Origin of the sequence: Spiroplasma chinense (genome assembly GCF_008086545.1) — a bacterium.
GTDB classification, from domain to species: domain Bacteria; phylum Bacillota_I; class Bacilli_A; order Mycoplasmatales; family Mycoplasmataceae; genus Spiroplasma_A; species Spiroplasma_A chinense.
The window spans coordinates 1131685-1153186 of the sequence record NZ_CP043026.1 but is presented as its reverse complement, the minus strand read 5'-3'; the positions used below and the strand labels follow the sequence as shown (position 1 = coordinate 1153186).

The window sequence follows — 21502 nt, the reverse complement described above, 5'->3', positions numbered from 1 at the left end:
AATATGAAAAAAATCGCAATTAACGGTTTTGGAAGAATTGGACGTCTAGCATTTAGACAATTATTCTTACAAAACGATATTGAAATCGTTGCAATCAACGATTTAACAAACGCTAATACATTAGCATACTTATTAGAATTTGATTCAGCACATGGAAAATTCATGTCTGGAAAAATCTCAGCAAAAGATGGAGCAATCGTTGTTGATGGTAAAGAAATCAAAATCTTAGCAGAAAGAGATGCTAACAAATTACCTTGAGGAGATATGGGAATTGATTTAGTAGTTGAATGTACAGGATTCTACGCAGACAAAGAAAAATCACAAGCTCACATCAATGCAGGTGCAAAAAAAGTTATTATTTCAGCTCCTGCAACTGGAGACTTAAAAACAATCGTTTATGGAGTTAACCACAAAATTTTAGCAGCTGACGATCAAATCGTATCAGCAGCTTCATGTACAACAAACTGTTTAGCACCAATGGCAAAAGTTTTAGATGAAAACTTTGGAATTGTTAAAGGATTAATGAACACAATTCACGCCGTAACAAACGACCAAACTTTATTAGACTTACCACACGCTGACGTACGTAGAGGACGTGCAGCTGCATGAAACATCGTTCCTTCAAAAACAGGAGCTGCTGCAGCTGTTGGTAAAGTATTACCAACTTTAAACGGAAAATTAGATGGTTTAGCATTACGTGTTCCTACAATTACAGGATCAATCGTAGACTTAACTGTTGAATTAGGTAAAAAAGTTTCAGTTGAAGAAATCAACTCAGCAATCGAAAAAGCTGTTAAATCAGATGCAGAATTAGGAAGAGCATTACAATACAATACTCAACCAATCGTATCACAAGATGTTGTTTCATCAACATACGGATCAATTTTTGATGCAACTCTAACAAGAGTTATGGAAGTTGAAGGAAAACAATTAGTTAAAGTATTCTCATGATACGATAACGAAAACTCATTTACTTCACAATTCATCCGTACAATTAACCACATGTTAAGTTTATAATTTTAAACTTTTTGTACATAAAACATATTTCTGAGTCGATAGTTATATTGAGGAGGAAATATGTTTTTTTATTCTAAAGAAAATTATGTAAGCTTTGTTTTAAATTTACTTGCCAAAGTAAGTAAAGAAAACAATAGAAAGTTTACTCAAATACAAATACAAAAAAGTATTTATATAGTTTATGCTTATTTTCTACTTTTCAGATCTGCCATTTGTAAAATGGAATTTGAGACTTGAAAATATGGACCAGTTATTTATGATTTATGAAAAGAACAAACTAAATTCAAATCAAACAGCGTTCTATTAGAATTTGACTCAAATTTAGATGAACAATATAAGAAATATGAAGAAGATTATTTAGTTTGTGAAAAAATATTGTCATTTTTAAGTAAACTAGACTGCTGAGATATTGTACAAATATGTCACGAACAAACACCTTGAAAAAAACTATATAAGCCAAGCAAGAATATTAAAATAACTGATAAAGATATTTTAAAGTTTCATGTTGAAAATGGTGAAAACTTTTTTTGTTACCTAGATTTTGTTATAAACAAAGTCTAGGTTTATTTTTTTATACTTTATAATATTATTAAGAGTAAATTGAGGTATAAAATGAAAAATTGAAAAGAAATTAAAGGTGTATATATTTCGTTATTTGTAGTGACTATTGTTTCGCTACTAGTTTCGTTATTTTTAAGTTATTTTTATAATGCTACAAACTTAATAGTGAACTCAAATTTTGATCAAAAATCAAAGTTATATCAAATTTCATATCTTGTTCTTAATGTAACAAGTTTAGTGTTGTTATTTTTGGGTTCAGTTTTAGGGGTTTTTGTATTTATTTTTAAAAAACCTATAATTTTAAAAATAAATTTAGCAACCATAATAATGGGTGCTTTAGTAGCAAACTCTTTTAATTTATTTCACAAACAAGGATGATTATTGGTTGAATATCTTTTTGATATGGCCATTATAATTTTGTCTTGTGTAATAATATGTAATTTATTAAAGAATAAACAAATCGATTTTAAAGATAAGTTTAAAAATGATTACCTAATGCTAGCAACTTTTATAATCCTTGTTCTTTTAGTGGCGATGTTTATTTTTAATGTTTACAACATAGTCACAACACGTTTTGGAATAATAGGAATTGTATATTTTGTACTTTGGTTTATGGTTTGTATAGCTTCGATGGTTTTATCGGTTTTTTATATCATTAAACAAAAAGATGTGATATTTTATACATTAGTTTCACTGGTTTATTTGTCAATTCAGTTAGAACCATTTATTTTATTCTTAGGAGTTGCTATGTCAACATTTACGATTTTTGGTTTTATTTTTATTAACCAAACTTTAGAAAACAAAGAAGAAAAACAAGAAGTTAAAAACGACTAGTTTTTAAAAAAATGTGATTTATATATTGATTTTGTTTTAAAATATTAAGGTATAAGGAGATAGAAATATGAAAAAAACACTTAAAGACATTCAAGTCTCAGGAAAAACAGTTCTTGTTAGAGTTGACTTTAACGTACCAATCAAAGATGGTGTTATAACTGATGATAACCGTATCAAAGCAGCTATGCCAACTATTAAATACTTAATGGAAAACAATGCAAAAATCGTATTATTTTCACACTTAAGCAGAATTAAAGAAGAAGCAGATAAAGCTAAAAAATCTTTATTACCAGTTGCTAAAAGATTAGAAGAAGTTGCTGGAACTTCAGTTCAATTCGTTGCACAAACACGTGGAGAAGAATTAGAAAACGCAATTAAATCTTTAGGAGAAGGTCAAATCTTATTATTCGAAAACACAAGATTTGAAGATGTTAAAGATGGAGAAGTTGTTAAATTCGAATCTAAAAATAATCCTGAATTAGGAAAATACTGAGCTGGACTTGGTGATGTATTTGTAAACGATGCATTTGGAACTGCACACCGTGCACATGCTTCAAATGTTGGAATCGCTTCAAACATCGCAGAAAGCTGTGTAGGATTCTTAGTTCAAAAAGAATTAGAAATGTTATCAAAAGGAATTGATTCACCAGAACACCCATTTGTAGCAATTATTGGTGGAGCAAAAGTTTCAGATAAAATTGGGGTAATTGATAACTTATTAACAAAAGCTGACAAAATCATTATTGGAGGAGGTATGGCATATACTTTCTTCAAAGCACAAGGTCACAACATTGGAAAATCACTTTGTGAAGAAGATAAAGTTGCTTTAGCAAAAGAATACTTAGATAAAGCAAACGGAAAAATCATTTTACCAATCGATTCAGCAAACTGTACAGACTTTAAAGACGTTGAAGGAACAGTTTCTGGAGTTGACTTACCAGATGATGTAATGGGATTAGATATTGGTCCTAAATCAATCGAATTATTCCAAGAAACATTAAAAGGAGCAAAAACTGTTGCTTGAAATGGTCCTATGGGAGTATTTGAATTTGAAAACTTTAAAAAAGGTACTGTAGGAGTTTGTGAAGCTATTGCAAACTTAGAAGGTGCATTTACATTAATCGGTGGTGGAGATTCAGCTGCTGCTGCAATCCAATTAGGATTTGCAGATAAATTTACTCACATTTCAACAGGTGGAGGAGCTTCACTTGAATATATGGAAGGTAAAACATTACCTGGAGTAGAAGCAATTCAAAACGCTTAATTTTATAAATAATTTAAAAGTGTCATAGACACTTTTTTTGTTATAATTTTTTTGGTGAAATTTATGAAGTTTAAAGAGAGAAATATCGAAAATACAGAATGAATTACAAATTTTTTTGTTAATAATGAATTTGTTTATTTTGTAGATTCTTTACCAGGAGAAAAATCAAATTTATCAAAGATTTCTATCAAAAACTTAGAAGAAAATTTAAAAATTAAAGGGGACTTAAATAGAACTTTTCTTGCAAATCCCTGTTTAACAGATAATAATTCTTTGTTAGAAATAACTCAAACAGATCTAGAATACATAGGACAATATGATGAATATGTTCAAAATTATTTAGTATTAAAAAATAATGAAATTATAAGCTTTGTTATTGACAATAAAGTTGTTACAAAAAATGTAACCAAAAATCTTGAAACAAGCGCAAGAGTTTTGGATGTTTGAGAAAATAACCTTTTATGTAATTTTGAAAATCAATTGGTTGTCATGAATCTAGACTTTGAAGTTTTAAAAAAACTAGATATAAACGCCCAAATGGCTGTTGTTTTTGAATCAAACATCTTTGTTTTGGATGAAAACAATGATGTTTGAGAAATCAATGATTTCTCTCAAAAAACTAGGTTAGATTTAGAAAAAGGTTTTAAAAAAATATTTTGAGTCAATAAATGTAATCTATTAATTTCAAATTTTGAAAATGAAGTTTCAAAAATAATTAATACTCATACAAAAAACCAGGAAATTTTCTATAAACAAACGATAAATAGGGCGGTAATGGTAAATAAGGATTTAATGATGTGCTTGTGTTTGGATAGCAAAAAAACACCAACATATTCAAAAAATTTATTAAAATTTATCTTTTAATATATAATTATTTAAGTGGAGGACGAAAAAATGCCAAATATTTGAAATGATCATAATAAGTTCATACCCGATTGAAGCAGAATGGCTATAATTGCTGGGTGTGTTCTTGTGACATTTGTTGTATTATTAGCAACAATCATTAACGTTAGTGTTTATGTTAAATCAAAAGGTAGAACTAGTGAAATTAACCAAAGAGAACTTTTTGATAAACTACAAAAAAATTCTGGTTATAACGATATTACTTTACACTACGGTGAAAGAAGAAGATTTAACAACCATTTCAACTATAGAGCAGCTTATCAAGAATTGCATTTAGCAGAATGATATGAAAAAACAAATACCTCAAAAGGTACTATGTTAATGCTTTATAACTTTACAAATATTTTAGACATTCGTAATCAAGTAAGTAACTTTTGAAGTAGATCAATCTACTGTCATATTTTTGCTGCTTTTGGAGTATTTTTAAACTATGGAACATTAATTGCTGCATCAATTGTAAGTGTTGGATACCAAGACAAGGCTCACCTAGCAGAAATTTATGCTTCTTTATGTGGGTTAGGAGTATTAAATATTTTAGTTGGGTGAATTTGATGAACAAAATTGTTTAATAGATTAAATTCTAGAATCAAAGAACTTGCAACACCAATTCTAACAGAAGCTGAGTTAAAATTCATAATGGAACAATTTAGATTACAAGCTTTAGTTCCATTTACTGTTAATACAAGTATTAGAACTCACAGACCTGGTAGAAAACAACCAAAAGAAAAAGATAGCGAACCTAAAATTAGAGAAATCAATGTAACTGAATCAATTTCTCAATAAAATATTTTTAATTAACTTGCACATTTAAGTGCAAGTTTTTTTATTTCCATTAAAATTAAGGTGAAAGGAGTAATGAAATGAAAATTTTAGAGAAAAAAATTAAATTTTATAACAAGGAAGAAATACCTCAAATAGGGTTAGGAACTTATAAACTAACTGATGAGAAAGAGACTTACAATGTGATCATTGAAGCTTTAAAACTTGGATATCGTCATATTGATACAGCTCAAATTTATAAAAACCATAAAGTAGTTGCAAAAGCAATTAAAGATAGTGGGGTACCTAGAAAAGAAATCTTTATTACTTCAAAAATTTGAAATGATAAGCATGATTATGAAGGTGCAAAAGAAGCTATTAATACAATTTTAAATGAATTAGAACTAGACTATATTGATTTGCTATTAATTCATTGACCTACAGAACAAAGATTAGAATGTTGAAAAGCTATGGAAGAAAGTGTAAGTGCAGGTCAAGCAAAATCTATTGGTGTAAGTAACTTTTTAGTTCCTCATTTAGAAGAACTTTTAGATAAGTGCTCTATAAAACCTGTAATTAATCAAATTGAATTACACCCCGCATTACAATGTTGAGATTTAGTACAATATTGTCAATACAACAATATTGTTGTTGAGTCTTGAAGAACTATGATGATGGGTAAATGTTTTGAAGTAGAGCAAATCGTGGAGTTGGCTAAAAAATATAATAAAACAGAACCGCAAATTTGCTTACGTTGAGCATTTCAACAAGATTATGTAATAATTCCAAAAACTTCTAAACCATCAAGACTATCAGAAAATATTGATATTGATGATTTTGAGTTAAGTGATGATGATATGGAGTTATTATCAACAATACCAGAACTTAGAGATGGACCAGATCCTGCAAACTTTGATTTCTAAAAGAAAATCCATTTGTTTAACAAATGGATTTTTTGTATTAAAAAATCACTCAGATGAGTGATTAGTTTATTAGAATCTTCCTTGGTATTCAGCTTGTTTGTCTGATAGTCTTTGGTATTGACCATATTCAAATTCGCCTTTTTTAGATCAGATTCCTTTGATACAATGTCATGCAGTATAAATGATAAACATTTGCATAGCAATTCTTAACCCCAATAACATAGAGTTGAACATTGTTGATAAAAAACCACTACGTCTGTTAAATGTATCTGAAATAGCACTAATTATTGTTGATATTGAATTTATAATAATTCAAATCAATGTAATTGTTGCTATAACAAAGTTTATTATTGCAATAAAGTTTCTAAATCCACTTACTTCAGTAGATGTTTCATCAACTGTTTTACCAATAAATAACGCACAGTTTAAAATTCCTCAGAATAAAAATACTCCAAAGATCGCCATTGATGTTATTAGCGCTGTTGATTGTGTACCTTCTAATGAACCTAGATTAGATAAATTACTTGTAGCTGCATTGAAGATTGTAAATGTAGCAAATCCTACAATAGCACTTGAAAGAGCTATAATTCCATAACCTTTTGAAACTACAATTTTTGGATTAATTGATGTTCTAACATCAACATTTGGCATTCTCATTAAGATAAATGGTGTAAATATTCCACCTGAAGATAAAGAAAATAAAACCAAAATGTATCTGTTGTTTGAAAATGTTGCATCATCACTTTTTTTAGTAAAGTTAATTATGAATGAACACGCTGCAATATTAGCTGCAATAGCAAATGCTGAAATTGCAAATATTAATGATCAAACTGTGTTTGTAACGCCCTCTATACCAATAGTTGTTGCTTGTACAAATGTATAAAACAATATTACAGCTGCAATACTTGCAATAATAAGACCGACAATATTTGCAAAGACTACTCAAAATTTAACTCTCTGTATTTCTCAACTTCTCATTCTAGCACCCCCCTTTGTAATTAATTATATATAAAAAAAGAACTAAAAAACTTTTATTAAAAAAGTAAAAAAATAGGTAAAAACCTATTTTTTATTCTTATTGTGTAATTGCTTCAATTGCAACATAGTTTTCTATTAATAAGTAGAACTTACCAATAGCTTGTTTTTTACTTGTAACTTCCACATAGAAGTAAGGATCTGTATCATGGAATAATTGGTAATTTGCCGCCAATTGTTCTCCTAATTCATATCCACCTTTGCCATTATCAACAGCTTTGTAGATTTTTTCAAATTTATCAATACTTGTGATTTGTGCGTCTAGTAAATCTTGAATATATTTCAAGATTTGCTCTCTTCATTTAACACCACTACCTCCACCATTTAAGCTTTCAAGCATTTGGTTTACGTATAGATAAGCATCTAGTTTTGTATGTTCAATTCCAGCATCAGCGTGTGAATCGATGTGTGAAATGTCAATTACAATGTAGTAAATCATTGATAAGTTATTTGAAAATATTTTTAAAATCTCACCGACTGTTTTAAAAGGGAAAAATCCTGCAAAACTTGAAAGTTGCACGTTATCTATATTTATAAATGGACCACTACTTTGATTTGCTACCTCAAAATCAGCTCCGATTCTAACATTATATTCGTTAGAAATTGAGTTGTTTCTATAATCAATTTGAATTCATTGTCTTCTGACTTTAACTATATTATATTGCAATACTTCATTCATTGACTTTACATGAGCAAAACCATTAGCTCCACTGTTTGTTCCAGAAAGCACAGAACTAATTGCATTAAGTTCGTATTTATTTGATTTTAATTCTTTTGCTCTGTCACTTATTTTTCAAATAACTTTTTGAAGGGGATCTTGCTCTCCACCCCCAGAAATCATGATTTTTTCACCATATTTTATTTCGTTTTCTGGTAACATTGCTCTAATATCTAAGCTATATGAAAAAGACTCTTCTCTTTGGTGAATTGGTGCTTCTTCGTCATCTCGTGTGTTATTCATAACTGCATAAACTGCAGGTGTAACTGCACCCCCGGCAATTCCTGCTGCTGCTAAAGAAATTAGTAGTTTTTTCATATTATCACCCCAACCTATCATTTCTATTATTATAATGGTTTTTAAAGTAAATTAATATAAAAAAACCTTTTAGTGTTAAATTCACTAAAAGGTTTGATTTTATTTTACTATTTTAAATACTTCTTCGTATTTTTCTAATGCTGCTTTTTCTTCCTTGTTTCCTTCAATTTTTTGTAATTGTTTTTTGTGATATACAAAGTATAAACAAACAGCAGCTACAAAGATTAATGCAAGGTAAATTAATTGGAAGATACTTGCTATAACATTTTGTAGGTCAAAGTCACCGTATTTATCGTATGGATTGATAAAAATGTCTATTAACTCATATAATCACATTCCCACATTAAATGTTAAGAATAACATTGTAAATATTCAACCACCAATTTCAAATCAATTAGCTTTTAAATTTTTTCTAAATGCTTGAACAATTGCAGCTGGAATAACCAACATATAAATTGCAATTAAAAGAATTGAAGTTGTACTTGCAAGAGTTGCATAGTTGAAAGGGGAAGGCTTGTGCATTGCGCCCTGAATAACATCGGGAATTATCATAAATAGTATAAATGTAAATGTAACAATAACACCAGTTGTTATAATTCCACCAACGGGAACATTTTCTTCATTTTCTTTAGAAAGTGCTGTTGGTAAAAATCTTTGACTTGCAAGAGGTTCAAGAGTTGAACCTCCAAATAATGTAATTTGTAATAATGAGTTAAATCTCATTAAAATAGTACAAATAATTATTAATGTTGAACCAAATTTTTGTAAGAAATTACTTTTAAATCCATCAAAAATTTGCATATTTGGGTTTCCACCAAAATCACCGCTAATTGCAAACATTATAATCATTGTAAAAATGATATAGAATGCTGTTGTTGCAATCATAATTATAATGATTGCAATTGGCATATTTTTATTTCTGTTTTTGATGTTTTTTCCTGTTGTTATAAAAGTTTCTAAACCACAAAAGGCAAAGAAACATGTTATAAAAGTAGAACTAAAGTTTTTAAATCCTAAATTAAATGTTTTTGCATGATCTATAAAGTTGTTTGCGTCATCACCAAGATGTATAAATCCTGCAACTAGACCAAAAATCATTAATAAAATTGTTATACCTCAAGTTAGGTAACCAATTCCGATTGCTAAAAATTTATATTTTCTTAAACCCATTAATATTACAGTTGCTGCAAATATGTATAATGCATAAGAAATTAAATCTAAGTATAAATTTCCTCAAGCTCCTCAGCTTCCTGAAAATTCACCTAAAGTTGAATCGTAGGCTGCTAGGTTATCAAAGTTATTTCTAACCATTGTAACCATAAGTCCCATTGCAATTACTGGAATTGCAGCGTAGTTGAATAGTCCTAAAAGTAAACCTCAGAATTTACCAAATGCAGTTCTTGTATATTGGCTTCCTCCTCCGTTTGCTTCAGGGTGAACTTGAACTAATTTACCAAAAGCTCAAGCACAAAGGAAGGCGATAACACCTTCAAGTGCAAATATTCAATAGATATTTGCACCAACGCCATCAGCTCCAAGGATAGAGCTGAAACTTGCTGTAAATGTTATACCAGCTATAAATGTAAATCCAATCCAGATAACATTAAGCAAGCTTATTTCTTCTTTTTTTGTTTTCATGTCTTATTTTCCCTCGATTTTTTTGTTTAGTATTACAGGGATTATTAAAGGATTTCTTCTCTTAAATCTAAAGATGAATGGAGAAAGGGTTTCCTTAACCGCTGATTTGATAGCACCAAAAGTAGGTTTTGGTGAATTTAATACTTCTAATACTGCGTTTGTTACTATGTTTATAGATTCTGCAATAACGTTACCGCTATCTCTAACATAAAAGCTTCCTCTAGAAACGATTCTTGGAGGTGCACTCAATTTGTTAGCTTGTGAATCGATTGAAATAATTACAGCCATAAGTCCATCACGGCTTAAAATATTTCTTTCACGAATAACATTGCTTGCTTTTCCTGTCATATCTTTTCCATCGATAAATACAGCATCAGCTGGAATTCTTTTTCCAAGTTCTGAAACTCCATTATGTAATAAGATTTGATCACCGTTAGCAACCACAAATACGTTTTGTGGTTTAACGTTAACTTTCACAGCAGTGTCACCGTGAGTCTTAAGCATTCGATATTCTCCGTGCATAGGCATAAAGTTTTTTGGTTTTAATAAAGTGAATAGTAATTTTTGTTCTTCTTGACTGGCATGTCCTGAAGTATGGATTTTTTGTTCCCCATTGTTTTCAATAACAATAGCTCCGATTTTTGTAAGTTTATTTACAATATTTTCAACATCAGCTCTGTTACCTGGAATTGGTGAAGAAGATAAAATTACTGTATCTCCTGGAATTAATTTAATAGTAGGGTGTTCACTTCTAGCAATTCTTGAAAGAGCTGCCATTGGTTCACCTTGACTTCCTGTACATAAAATCATAATTTGATTTTTTGGGAAATTATCTACTTCATTTTGTTTGATAAACATTTTGTCGTTAATGTTTAAGTGACCCATTTGACGAATTATTTTAATAATACGTTCTAAACTGCGTCCAATAACCAAAATTCTTCTACCATATTTGTTTGCTAATTCTATAATGTGCTGAATTCTGTGCACGTTTGAAGCAAAAGAAGCTATTATTATTCTTCCTTTTGCTTTCAAAAAGTGCGTATCTATATTTTGGATGACTTTTCTTTCACCCAGTGTATAGCCTTCGACTTCAGCATTTGTTGAATCTGCCATTAAAAGTTCGATCCCTTCATTTCCTCAGTGTGCTAATCGTTGTATGTTTGCATCATGTCCAAGTGGAGTTCAGTCAAATTTATAATCTCCTGTTGAAAAGATTGCACCATTTGGTGTAGAAACGTGAATTCCAAAAGCATCTGGAATTGAGTGGTTTACTGCTGCAAATTGAATTGTGAAGTGTTTAGTTTGATAAATATCACTTTCAACATATTCTTTAACTACAGTTTTGTTTTGTAATTTGTACTCTTTTAATCTATCGCGAATTAAAGCAGCTGCTAATTCTGGTGCGTAAATTACAGGTACATCAACTTGTTGTAAAAGATAAGGTATTCCTCCAATATGGTCTTCGTGACCATGAGTAATAAACAATCCTTTTACTTTTTTATTATTTTCAACTAAGTATGTAAAGTCAGGTATAACTGCACTTACTCCAAGTTGTGTTGCATCTGGAAATTTAACTCCAGCATCAATCATAATTAATTCATCATCATATTCTACACAATAAGTATTTTTACCAACTTCTTCTAAACCACCTAAAGCAAAAACTTTAGTTGGTTCTGGAGCTGGATTTAATTTTTTTCTTTCTGGATTGGCATTCGTACCAACCTTTTTGATCTCAATTTTAGCTTCAAGATCGGCTACAATACTTGCTACTTTGTTATCTTTCTTTTCCATTTTTTTATCTCCTGTGTTTTTCTTATTGAAAATTCATACGTAAATGTCGCATTAAAAGGCTGCAACTATAATATTTAATTTTATTAATTATTTTGTCCAAAAAAGTTAAATAAGAATTTTCGTTATTAATATTTTAACAAAACTAAACAATAAAATTCATATTTTAGTAAAAAACTTGTAATTTTTTTTTTTTTTTTATACAATTTATAAGTGTGATACACAGAAAGGTAATTAAAAAATATGAAAAAAATATTAACATTATTAGCCTCAACAGGGCTTGTAGCAACTACTAGTGCTACAGTAGTTTCATGTGAAAACGTGAAATCATTAACTTTTGCAGAAGGAATGGATGCTGCTAAATTAATTAATGCATCAGATGTTTTAAAAGAAAACATTGCTGAGGGAAAACTTATCGCTGATTTTAAAGATGATGAATATAAATCAAACAATTCAGATATTAAAATAAAAGGAAAAGTAACAGGAACTGAAATTACAACAATTGCTAATATGGAAACTTTATACAGCATGTTTAATGAAACAAAAGACTTAAAAAACGAGGTTACATCAATTCTTGATATGACAGTTTATGGTATGTCTGTAGCTGGTAAAAAAGATGCTACTTCATTCAAATTGTATGTTGTTAAAACTACAACAAAAATAAGTGAAAAAGGAAAAGGGACAATTACATTTAAAAATGTTTTCAGTTTAAAAATTGATATTCCACAATCTTAATAAAATAAAAAAGCAAGAATTAAATTCTTGCTTTTTTATGTGATAATTCAGTTTTCATCTTTAAAATGAGGGTCTTTTTCATTAATTCTGTCGTAATAAAGTTTTCCCTCATTATGTTCTAATTCGTGTTGGAAAACTATTGCTTGATAACCTCTTAAAGTTAAATCTAACTCTTGACCAGTTAAGTATTCGTAACCTTTAACTTGTATTTTGTAGCTTCTTGGAACATTTCCGTGTCGATCTTTATCAACACTTAAGCAACCTTCGCCACCACTCAATATAGTAATTTGTTCACTTCTTGCATAAATTTTAGCATTCACCATTGCAAACTCTTCAATATCTCCAGTTTCTTCGTCTCACTCAAATCTTGCAAAGAACATGTTTGTGTTACTTCCGATTTGAGGTGCTGCAAGACCAACTGCAGGTCTTAAGTGATCTGGTGTTCCAGCAACATTTAAAGTTGGGTCTTGTGAATAACGTACAAAATCAATTAATTTTTTCATAACAAGTTCATTTTCTGAACTTAAAGGTAAATCAACATCAACGCTTTTATTTCTAATAACTTCTGGTTGAGTATCTTTTCAAAGTCATTTATTTGTTGGAATTTCACCTTGTAATAAGTCTTTTTCAATATCAAATTTCATAAATAATTACCTCATTTTTGATTATAACTTAATTTTTTTTAGATTTAAGGTTATATTATTAATATGGACAAATTAATAGGAGGTTAAATTATGCAAGTAATTAGTGGAAAATACCGCGGAAGAAAATTAATAGCTCTTGAAGGTCAAAATACAAGACCAACAACAGCTCGTGTAAAAGAAGATATGTTTAATATATTAAACAATTATTTTATTTTCGAAAATAAAATAAGTCTTGATTTATTTGGGGGAAGTGGAGCTTTAAGTATTGAAGGACTTTCAAGGGGAATTGAATTTGCATATATTAATGACCACTATAAGCCAGCACTAGAAATTATTAAACAAAATTTAAGAGACATTGATAAAGAATCTTATAAATTGTTAAATTTAGATTATAAAAGTGCTCTGAGATTTGTCAAAAATGATGCAAAAAGCGTGGATATTATTTATTTAGACCCACCATTTGCACAAATTGAGTACTACTATGAGTTTTTTAGATTCATAGAGCAAGAAAAAATTCTGAATAATTATGGTATAGTTATTACAGAATCAGAATATCCACTAGAAGTTGGCAAGGTGGATTTTCTTGTTTTACTTAAGTACAAAGAGTATAAAAATAAGCACTTGTATGTGTTTAGAAATGAAATAGAGGGCGATTAGATGAACAAAAAAGGTAAAATTATTATTCTTTCAGGACCATCAGGAGTAGGAAAAGGTACAGTTAACAAAGCTTTAAGACAAGATCCAAGCTTAAACCTAGTACAATCAGTTTCTATGACAACAAGACCTCCAAGACCAGGAGAAATTGATGGAATCGATTATTTCTTTGTGGATAGAGAAACATTTAAAGATGCTATCCAACATGATGAATTAATTGAGTATGCTGAATTTATCGGAAATTATTATGGAACTCCAAGAAAAACAGTTCACAAAAAAATTGAAAATGGAGAGAATGTAATTCTTGAAATTGAAGTAATTGGAGCAACACAAGTTCTTAAAAAAGAAAAACCTGAAAACCTAGTTTCAATTTTCTTAATGCCTCCAAGTTTAAAAGCATTGGAACAAAGATTAAGAAGAAGAGGAACTGAAAAAGAAGAAATCATCAAACAAAGACTTGATAAAGCTTTGTTAGAAATTCCTTTAAAACACAAGTACCAATATGTAATTGAAATTGATAGTGTTGATAACGCTGTGGCAAAAGTGAGAGAAGTATTAACTAAAGAAGATACTTTATCAGTTTCAAAAGATAAAAGTTATTATGCAAAACTTAAAAAACAAGTTGATAGAATTGTTGAAGAACAATATAACTTCTTTGTTGAGAATTGAAAAGAAAATGTTGAAAAAGTTGGTGGAGATAAAATTGCAGCTGATTTTGATTTCAAAAACTATTTAGTAGACATCTTAACAGACAAAACTTACTATCACGTATTGGCAAATGAAGAATTAACTATTCTAAATAACGATGAATTTGTTGAGTCAATTGTAGAACACTTTATGATTGATGTTAACTTCTTCAGTATTGAACAAGATCACTTAATTAAATAGTGAACGCAAGAAAAAAAGCATTAGACATTTTATATGAAGTGTTTGAAAATAATCAATTTTCAAACAAGTTATTAAATAAAATGGCTTTGCAAAAAGCTATGTCTAAACAAGACATAGCTTTTATTTTCAAATTAGTATATGGAACCATTCAATACAAAATATATTTAGAATATGTTGTTAATAAATTAATTGATCCAAATAAAACAAACTTTAAAATTCAAATCTTACTGTGAATGAGTTTCTATCAAATAAAATTTTTAGAAACTCCAATTTATTCTGTTGTAAATGAAGCTGTAGAAATTTCAAAAAAAATCGACAGTCATTTATCAGGATTTGTAAACTCAGTATTGAAAAAAATCCAAGATAAAACTTTATGAAATGTAGATATAAAAAATAAGCAAAATGTATTAGCTTTGGAAAACGGATTTCCGTTTTGATTGTACAAACAAATTGCAAATCAATATGGAAGTGATAATGCAGATAAACTAGTTCTTGATTCTATAAAACCTGTAAAAATTTCATTCAGAGTTAATGAAAATTTAATAACAATAGAAGATTTTGTAAAGTTATATCAAGATGAATTAGAACTAGAGAAATCAAAAATAGCTAGAAATTGTTTTTTTACAAGTAACAAACTTTTTGAATCAAACGCATTTAAAGAAGGTTTGGTATACATTCAAGATGAAACAAGTATTTTGGCTGTTGAACTATTAAACCCAAAACCCAATTCAAAAATTGTAGATATGTGTTGTGCTCCTGGGGGTAAATTAACTTATATTGCAAGTTTGGTTGGTAAAGATACAAAAGTTTTGGGTTGTGAAATTAATTCAAGTAAAGAAAATATAATAAGAAAAAACATAGAATCTCAAAAACTAGAAAACATTGATTTGGTTTTTAAAGATGCAACAACCTTAAAAGAAAATAGTTTTGATTACATTCTACTTGATGCACCTTGTTCTGGATATGGTGTTTTAAAAAGAAAACCTGAAATTAAATTAAAGAAACGAAGTAAACAAGAAATAGAAGAGTTATTAAAAGTTCAAAAAGAACTTTTAATAACCGCTTATAACTTAATGGATGAAGGGGCAACTCTTTTATATTCAACTTGCACAGTAAATAAAGATGAAAATCAAAACCAAGTTGAAAATTTATTAAACAACTTTAAAGACCTAGAATTAATTGAAGAAAAACAATTCTTTGGATTTGAAGGAAATAATAATGGTTTTTATATAGCGAAAATATTCAAAAAAATAAATCTTTAAAAAAGATTTATTTTTTTTCATTTTTTTGTACATTTTTCTCAAAAACATGACGATAGTAACTTTGGAGGAAAACAAAAAATGAAAAAACTTATGAAATTATTATTAGCAACTTCAAGTTTTGCAGGAATTATACCTACAGCTTCGACATCAATCAATCAAATGGTTACTAACTCAAAACTTAACTTAGCAAACACTTACAAAACAAATGAAAAAAGCGTAGAAGAAAATGGAGAAGTCTATAGATATAGCATTGATTGAGAACCGGGAGTAAATATAAAACTACCATGTGAACAATATTTCAAGAAATTATTGGTTAATACAAAAGAGCATTATGCCTTTACTATGGAAGATGAGATTTTGATCTCACCAAAACAATTTGGTTTTAATGATCAACAAGAATATTTTGATTATTCAAAAATAGAGATGGATTTTGAGTTTGCAATGAACAGAGCAAATTTCAATGACTCACGAATAACAAATAATCACAATGTAGTTTTAGAAGAATCTAATTTTTCATTAACACTTGAAGAAAAAGAGGTTTATAAAAAAGTATCACACACGTATACTTTTGAAAGTCCTTGAGTAAATGGGGTTATTAAAAACTCAGTTACTTTAGAAATTACTAGAGAAACTGGCGAAAATAGAGGTTTAAGGATAAAATCCTATGCCATTGAAGAAGGTTTTAGAGATCAAGGATATATTGGTAGAAGTGAATGAGTTCAAAATTTTACACTTAGTGGTGGTTTAAATTTAACCAAATCTAGATCATCATTTAAGACTCAACAAAAAAACTTTGACGAAAAAGATTATTATTTTTTAGGCACTCAAGTATTTGATTATGACCAAAGTACATTGATAAATTATAAAGGTGTTGCCGAAACTTTGATGCATGACCTACCAGAATTTGAAGGACTAAAAACAGATGTGATTAATGCCTTTCTAAGAGAACAAGGCCCAGAAAAAGCAAATAACGAAACGATGATGTTTTTTGAGGTATATCTTGGAGCCAGCAACTATGCATACTACAAGGCAAAAGTAGTTTGAGATATTACCAACCCGTACCCACCACAATTTCGTTACTTTGGTCAGAAAAAAAATATCGAAGGAGTAATGGAATTTTTAAGTGAAAATCTGGACAAAGTTTTTCCTATTAGAAAAAACTCAATAGTTGTGGAATGAAATGCAAAACAAATCCTTGAAGCTTTAGATACATACAATGCAGGGGTATATATGGCGTATTTTGAAGTAACTGCCACATCAATTACTGGAGAAGATTTTAAAATTAATATAGGTATTGATCCTTTACATAGCGTAAGTCCAAACGACAATATGACTTTAGAAGATGTGACTTTTGAATACATAAAGGATGCTGTTAACAAACCGGGAGAATGTACAATATTAGAATCTGAATTTGATGAAACTTTAGATTACAAATATTTTGATTTGGATATAACTTTAGATGATATTTCTTTAGAACATGGACAAGGTGAAATATTTTATATTAAAAATTATGAAGACTTTGTTGGTTTAGAAATAGAAAACACTTCAAATCTAGAAGTTATTGATTTTGGAGATGGAAGATATTGAATTGAAATGAAAGGGTGAGGAATAGCACAAGTAACTTTTAATGCAATAAATGCAAAACAAAAAAATATAATCACAATAAATAACTCATCTGTAACGCCTTTTGAATTTGATCAAAACTTAATAACCCAAGACAAAGGAATGGATTATGAATATAAATTTGATCATATTGACCCATTAGATGAAATCATAATTGTAAATGATCAAAGAAATTTAGATATTCAATTAATAGGTGATGTTTTAAAAGTTAAAGGAAAAAATCTAGGAACTTTTCAATTTAAAATTTATTCAACTATTACTTCTCAAGCTCAAGATGTACAAATAGATGTTGTTGAAACCAAAGAAGCACCAGAAATAATTAATCAATTTTATATATTTAAAAAAGGAGACAATTCTGAAATTAATGTAGGAAATCATGATGCCATAAATGAAGAAAAATTACAAATATATGGTGAAGATATAAGACCAGTTTATTATGCAGGAAGAATAATGTTAAACACTAAGGTAGTTGGTGAGTTTAAATTAAATGTTAAATATGGCTCTAACTTTAACAAAGACATTAAAATTCTTGTAAAAGAAGATATAAATAGAACAAAAGAAGAAATAGATGATCCAAGTATAGAACTAGATTTAAGAAGTTATAGTGTGGTTGGCGACATTTCTCAATACAATTACAAAGTACTTGAAAATAAAGTATTTATACATTTAAAACCTGGTCAAACTATTGATTATTTAGATGTCTTTGGAAATGAATATATTAAGACCTACAAAAATGGTGACGACGAAGACAACGGAAACGGAGACAATGAAAACGGTGGAAACGAAAACGGTGGAAACGAAAACGGTGGAAACGAAAATGAAAATGGAGGAAATTCAAATAATAACGAAGATAATGAAGGTAGTGTAGAAACACAAAAAACTAAAGCAACTAAAACATGATTGATAGCTGCAATTACAGCGCCTTTAGTTTTATGCTCTAGTATACTTGGATTTATTTTTATAAAAAGAAGAAAAAAATAGACAGACCCTATGTTTAACACTCCATATTTGCAATTTTGTGATAAAATTTAATGTGGAGAAATTTTTATGGGGAAAACAAGTATATTTAAATACACATTTGAGGAATTAGAAACTCTTTTAGTGGAACAAGGATTTAATAAATTTTCAGCAAAACAAGTTTTTGATTGAATTTATGTAAAATTCGAAACAGACTTTAATAATATGACAAACTTAAGCAAATCTCTTAGAGAGTTTTTAAGTGAAAACTATGAGGCAAAACCATTAAATGATTTAGTGGTTAAAGAATCAAAAGATGGAACAATCAAAATTCTATTTATGCTAGATGATAGCAGAACAATTGAAACTGTTCTTATGCCACAAAAATATGGTCAATCAGTTTGTGTTACAACACAAGTTGGATGTAAAATGGCATGTAAATTCTGTGCTTCAGGATTAATAAAAACTGAAAGAAACTTAGAGAGTGATGAAATTGTAAGACAAATTTTTACAATGAACAAATTGCTAAGAGAAAAATTTAAAGACGATCCAGAAAACCCAAGTGCAAGAGTAAGTCACATTGTAGTTATGGGAATTGGAGAGCCTATGGATAATTTTGAAAATGTTATGAAGTTTGTAAACATTGTAAATGATCCAAAAGGATTTGGAATTGGAGCAAGACATATCACAATTTCAACTTGTGGTGTTGTTCCAAAAATTAAAGAATTTGCAGATTTAAAAACTCAAATAAATCTTGCAATTTCATTACATGCATCTAATAATGAAGTTAGAAATTCTATGATGCCAATTAATAGAGCTTTTCCTATAGAAAAACTTTTAGACTCAATAAGGTATTATATTGATTCAACAAACAGAAGAGTTACTTTTGAATATATTTTAATAGATGATGTTAATGATAGACCAGAACATGCAGTTGAACTTGCAAAACTAATCAGAGGAATTAATGGTTATGTTAACTTAATTCCATATAATGAAGTGGAAGAAAACCCGTACAGAAAATCAAACAGAATAGATGAGTTCTTTAAAATTCTTAAAAAACAAGGTATCAATGCCATTGTTAGAAAAGAGTTTGGAGCAGATATAGATGCTGCTTGTGGACAATTAAGAGCAAAAAGAGAAGGTGTTTTGAAAAATGAAATTTAATCACGCAATGTTAACAGATATAGGAAACTATAGAAAAGCAAACCAAGACTACCTAGATTTTGTTATTAATAAAAACGGGGACGCATTTGGAATAGTTTGTGACGGAATGGGTGGTCACGCTCATGGAGAAGTTGCATCAAAAATGGCAGTTGAAAAGTTTGTTCAATTATTTAAAGAAAAAGATTTTACTGCATTAAATCAAAAAGCAATCAATAGATGATTAAGAAATTGTGTTAGTGAAATCTTAAACGAAATGGTTGAACATTCAAACGAAAATTTTGAAACTAGAGATATGGGAACAACTTTAACAGCAATCCTATTTACTCAAGGCGCAGCTTTTGTTATAAACATTGGAGATTCAAGAACTTATAAAATTGTTGATGATTCTTTATTCCAAATTTCACAAGATCAAAACTTGTGAAATTCAACACCAGAAGCTGAAAGAAGAGATATTCAAATGTCAGGAATGTATGAAAGAGCAAATGATATTACTTTTTGAAAAGTTTTAACAAGTGCTCTTGGACCACAAAAAACTTTAAGAATAGATACTTATTTTATTGAAAATCCAATAGGTACTTATATGCTTACAAGTGATGGTGTTCATGACTATATCGATGAAAAAATAACAGCAGCCACTTTAATTAATAAAAAAATGAAATTAAAAGAGAAGGCTAAATTAATAGTTGAAGATGCAAAAGATAACATCTCAACAGACAACCTATCTATTTTAATAATTCAAGCAGAGTAATATTATTACTCTGTTTTTTTTGTTATTATTATCTTGATAAAAGGGGAGCATTATGACTAAATACGAAGCAGGAGATATGATTGACGGAAGATATGAAATCATAAAAGGTCTTGGTAAAGGTGGGATGGCCACAGTTTACAAAGCCTTAGATTTAATTACAAAAACTTTTGTAGCAATAAAAGTAATGGCGCCAGATATTGTGGTGAAAGAAGCTGGTCAAGAAAGATTTGATGTTGAAAAAGAATCATTTGCAAAATTATGAGACAACCAGTATACTGTTAAATTATTCGATGTACTTCAACATGGAGCTGAATGGTTTATTGTTCTTGAATGTGTTGAGGGTGGAACACTTAAAGACAAAATCAAAGATTATGGTGCTATGACTTTAACTGAAATTAAAAATTATTTTATTCCTCTATGTGATGCACTACAATCTGCTCACAATTTACAAATTGTTCACAGAGATATTAAACCAGATAATATTTTATTAACTCCAGCTGGTGTTGTTAAGTTAGGTGACTTTGGTATTTCAATTATGCCAGGTTATGAAAGTGAAGCTGAAAAAGCAATTGGAACACCAAGATATATGGCTCCAGAAGTATTGATGAAAATGAGAGCAACTCCCAAAAGTGATATTTACTCTTTAGGAATTGTGCTTTATGAATGTGCAGTTGGAGTTGCTCCATTTATTGCACAAGATCAACATATGATTGCAAAAAAACACATTGTAGAAAAACCAACTCCTCCAAGACAAATAAATTCTTCAGTTTCTCAAGGTTTGGAAAATATAATATTAAAAATGATTGAAAAAGATCCAGAATATAGATTTAAAAATATGAACGAAATTAAAATAGCATTAACAAATCTAAAAAGTAATGACAATTCAAAACCGTATTTTTATCAATCAAGATTAAATAATTGAACTAATATTCCAAGTAATAACAAAGTTAAAATAGGAAATACTTATGAGAATTTACCTTTAACAAGTAAAACAAAATTCACAGCAATTTTTTCAATTTTATTCCTTGCATTAATACTTGTGTTTGTAGTTGTCTTATTGGTGCTTTAG

Annotated in this window: 20 protein-coding genes; 15 read left to right on the top strand and 5 right to left on the bottom strand. The window is 29.0% G+C overall.

Features of this window, described 5'->3' with window-relative positions; translation table 4 throughout:
• Positions 1-3 precede the first annotated feature (3 nt).
• The 7 genes from gap (at position 4) to SCHIN_RS05180 (ending at position 6261) form a co-directional block, all read left to right on the top strand.
• Positions 4-1017, top strand: a complete 1014-nt coding sequence (gene gap, locus SCHIN_RS05210; RefSeq protein WP_166508571.1) for a type I glyceraldehyde-3-phosphate dehydrogenase — start codon at positions 4-6, stop codon at positions 1015-1017.
• A 60-nt stretch (positions 1018-1077) separates the two neighbouring features.
• Complete coding sequence (locus SCHIN_RS05205) at positions 1078-1578, top strand: Panacea domain-containing protein (RefSeq protein WP_166508570.1); 501 nt, start codon at positions 1078-1080, stop codon at positions 1576-1578.
• Positions 1579-1629: 51 nt separating this feature from the next.
• Positions 1630-2412 (top strand): hypothetical protein, encoded by a 783-nt coding sequence (locus SCHIN_RS05200; RefSeq protein ID WP_166508569.1) that lies wholly within the window; start codon positions 1630-1632, stop codon positions 2410-2412.
• Positions 2413-2479: 67 nt separating this feature from the next.
• Positions 2480-3676: a phosphoglycerate kinase gene (locus tag SCHIN_RS05195; RefSeq protein WP_166508568.1), complete on the top strand. Its 1197-nt coding sequence runs from the start codon at positions 2480-2482 to the stop codon at positions 3674-3676.
• 63 nt (positions 3677-3739) lie between these two features.
• Positions 3740-4540 (top strand): hypothetical protein, encoded by an 801-nt coding sequence (locus tag SCHIN_RS05190; protein ID WP_166508567.1) that lies wholly within the window; start codon positions 3740-3742, stop codon positions 4538-4540.
• 30 nt (positions 4541-4570) lie between these two features.
• Positions 4571-5362, top strand: a complete 792-nt coding sequence (locus tag SCHIN_RS05185) for a hypothetical protein (protein ID WP_166508566.1) — start codon at positions 4571-4573, stop codon at positions 5360-5362.
• 77 nt (positions 5363-5439) lie between these two features.
• The gene (locus SCHIN_RS05180; protein WP_166508565.1) at positions 5440-6261 is read left to right on the top strand and encodes an aldo/keto reductase; all 822 of its coding nucleotides are present in this window, start codon (positions 5440-5442) and stop codon (positions 6259-6261) included.
• Between the two features lie 69 nt (positions 6262-6330).
• Here SCHIN_RS05180 and SCHIN_RS05175 read toward each other — a convergent pair whose 3' ends face one another.
• The 4 genes from SCHIN_RS05175 to SCHIN_RS05160 form a co-directional block, all read right to left on the bottom strand.
• The gene (locus SCHIN_RS05175) at positions 6331-7239 is read right to left on the bottom strand and encodes a hypothetical protein (RefSeq protein ID WP_166508564.1); all 909 of its coding nucleotides are present in this window, start codon (positions 7237-7239) and stop codon (positions 6331-6333) included.
• A 97-nt stretch (positions 7240-7336) separates the two neighbouring features.
• Positions 7337-8332, bottom strand: a complete 996-nt coding sequence (locus SCHIN_RS05170) for a hypothetical protein (protein ID WP_166508563.1) — start codon at positions 8330-8332, stop codon at positions 7337-7339.
• Between the two features lie 99 nt (positions 8333-8431).
• A complete protein-coding gene (locus SCHIN_RS05165) occupies positions 8432-9970 on the bottom strand; it encodes an APC family permease (RefSeq protein WP_166508562.1) in 1539 nt (512 codons plus the stop codon).
• A 3-nt stretch (positions 9971-9973) separates the two neighbouring features.
• Positions 9974-11761: a ribonuclease J gene (locus SCHIN_RS05160; protein ID WP_166508561.1), complete on the bottom strand. Its 1788-nt coding sequence runs from the start codon at positions 11759-11761 to the stop codon at positions 9974-9976.
• 240 nt (positions 11762-12001) lie between these two features.
• Here SCHIN_RS05160 and SCHIN_RS05155 point away from each other — a divergent pair, with 240 nt between their 5' ends.
• A complete protein-coding gene (locus tag SCHIN_RS05155) occupies positions 12002-12493 on the top strand; it encodes a lipoprotein (RefSeq protein ID WP_166508560.1) in 492 nt (163 codons plus the stop codon).
• A gap of 35 nt (positions 12494-12528) precedes the next feature.
• On the opposite strand, the gene SCHIN_RS05150 is transcribed toward SCHIN_RS05155, so the two are convergent.
• Positions 12529-13137: a peptide deformylase gene (locus SCHIN_RS05150; protein WP_166508559.1), complete on the bottom strand. Its 609-nt coding sequence runs from the start codon at positions 13135-13137 to the stop codon at positions 12529-12531.
• A gap of 90 nt (positions 13138-13227) precedes the next feature.
• Here SCHIN_RS05150 and rsmD point away from each other — a divergent pair, with 90 nt between their 5' ends.
• From rsmD to SCHIN_RS05115, 7 genes are all read left to right on the top strand, one after another.
• Positions 13228-13794: a 16S rRNA (guanine(966)-N(2))-methyltransferase RsmD gene (gene rsmD, locus SCHIN_RS05145; protein WP_166508558.1), complete on the top strand. Its 567-nt coding sequence runs from the start codon at positions 13228-13230 to the stop codon at positions 13792-13794.
• On the top strand, positions 13795-14679 hold the full coding sequence (gene gmk, locus SCHIN_RS05140) for a guanylate kinase (protein WP_166508557.1): 885 nt from the start codon (positions 13795-13797) through the stop codon (positions 14677-14679).
• Complete coding sequence (gene rsmB / locus SCHIN_RS05135; protein WP_166508556.1) at positions 14679-15941, top strand: 16S rRNA (cytosine(967)-C(5))-methyltransferase RsmB; 1263 nt, start codon at positions 14679-14681, stop codon at positions 15939-15941. The genes gmk and rsmB overlap by 1 nt, the downstream gene beginning before the upstream one ends.
• A 78-nt stretch (positions 15942-16019) precedes the next feature.
• On the top strand, positions 16020-18545 hold the full coding sequence (locus SCHIN_RS05130; RefSeq protein WP_166508555.1) for a hypothetical protein: 2526 nt from the start codon (positions 16020-16022) through the stop codon (positions 18543-18545).
• Between the two features lie 66 nt (positions 18546-18611).
• On the top strand, positions 18612-19685 hold the full coding sequence (gene rlmN, locus SCHIN_RS05125) for a dual-specificity RNA methyltransferase RlmN (protein WP_166508554.1): 1074 nt from the start codon (positions 18612-18614) through the stop codon (positions 19683-19685).
• Complete coding sequence (locus SCHIN_RS05120) at positions 19675-20433, top strand: PP2C family protein-serine/threonine phosphatase (protein WP_166508553.1); 759 nt, start codon at positions 19675-19677, stop codon at positions 20431-20433. Before rlmN ends, SCHIN_RS05120 begins: the two co-directional genes overlap by 11 nt.
• A 52-nt stretch (positions 20434-20485) precedes the next feature.
• Positions 20486-21502 (top strand): serine/threonine-protein kinase, encoded by a 1017-nt coding sequence (locus tag SCHIN_RS05115; protein WP_166508552.1) that lies wholly within the window; start codon positions 20486-20488, stop codon positions 21500-21502.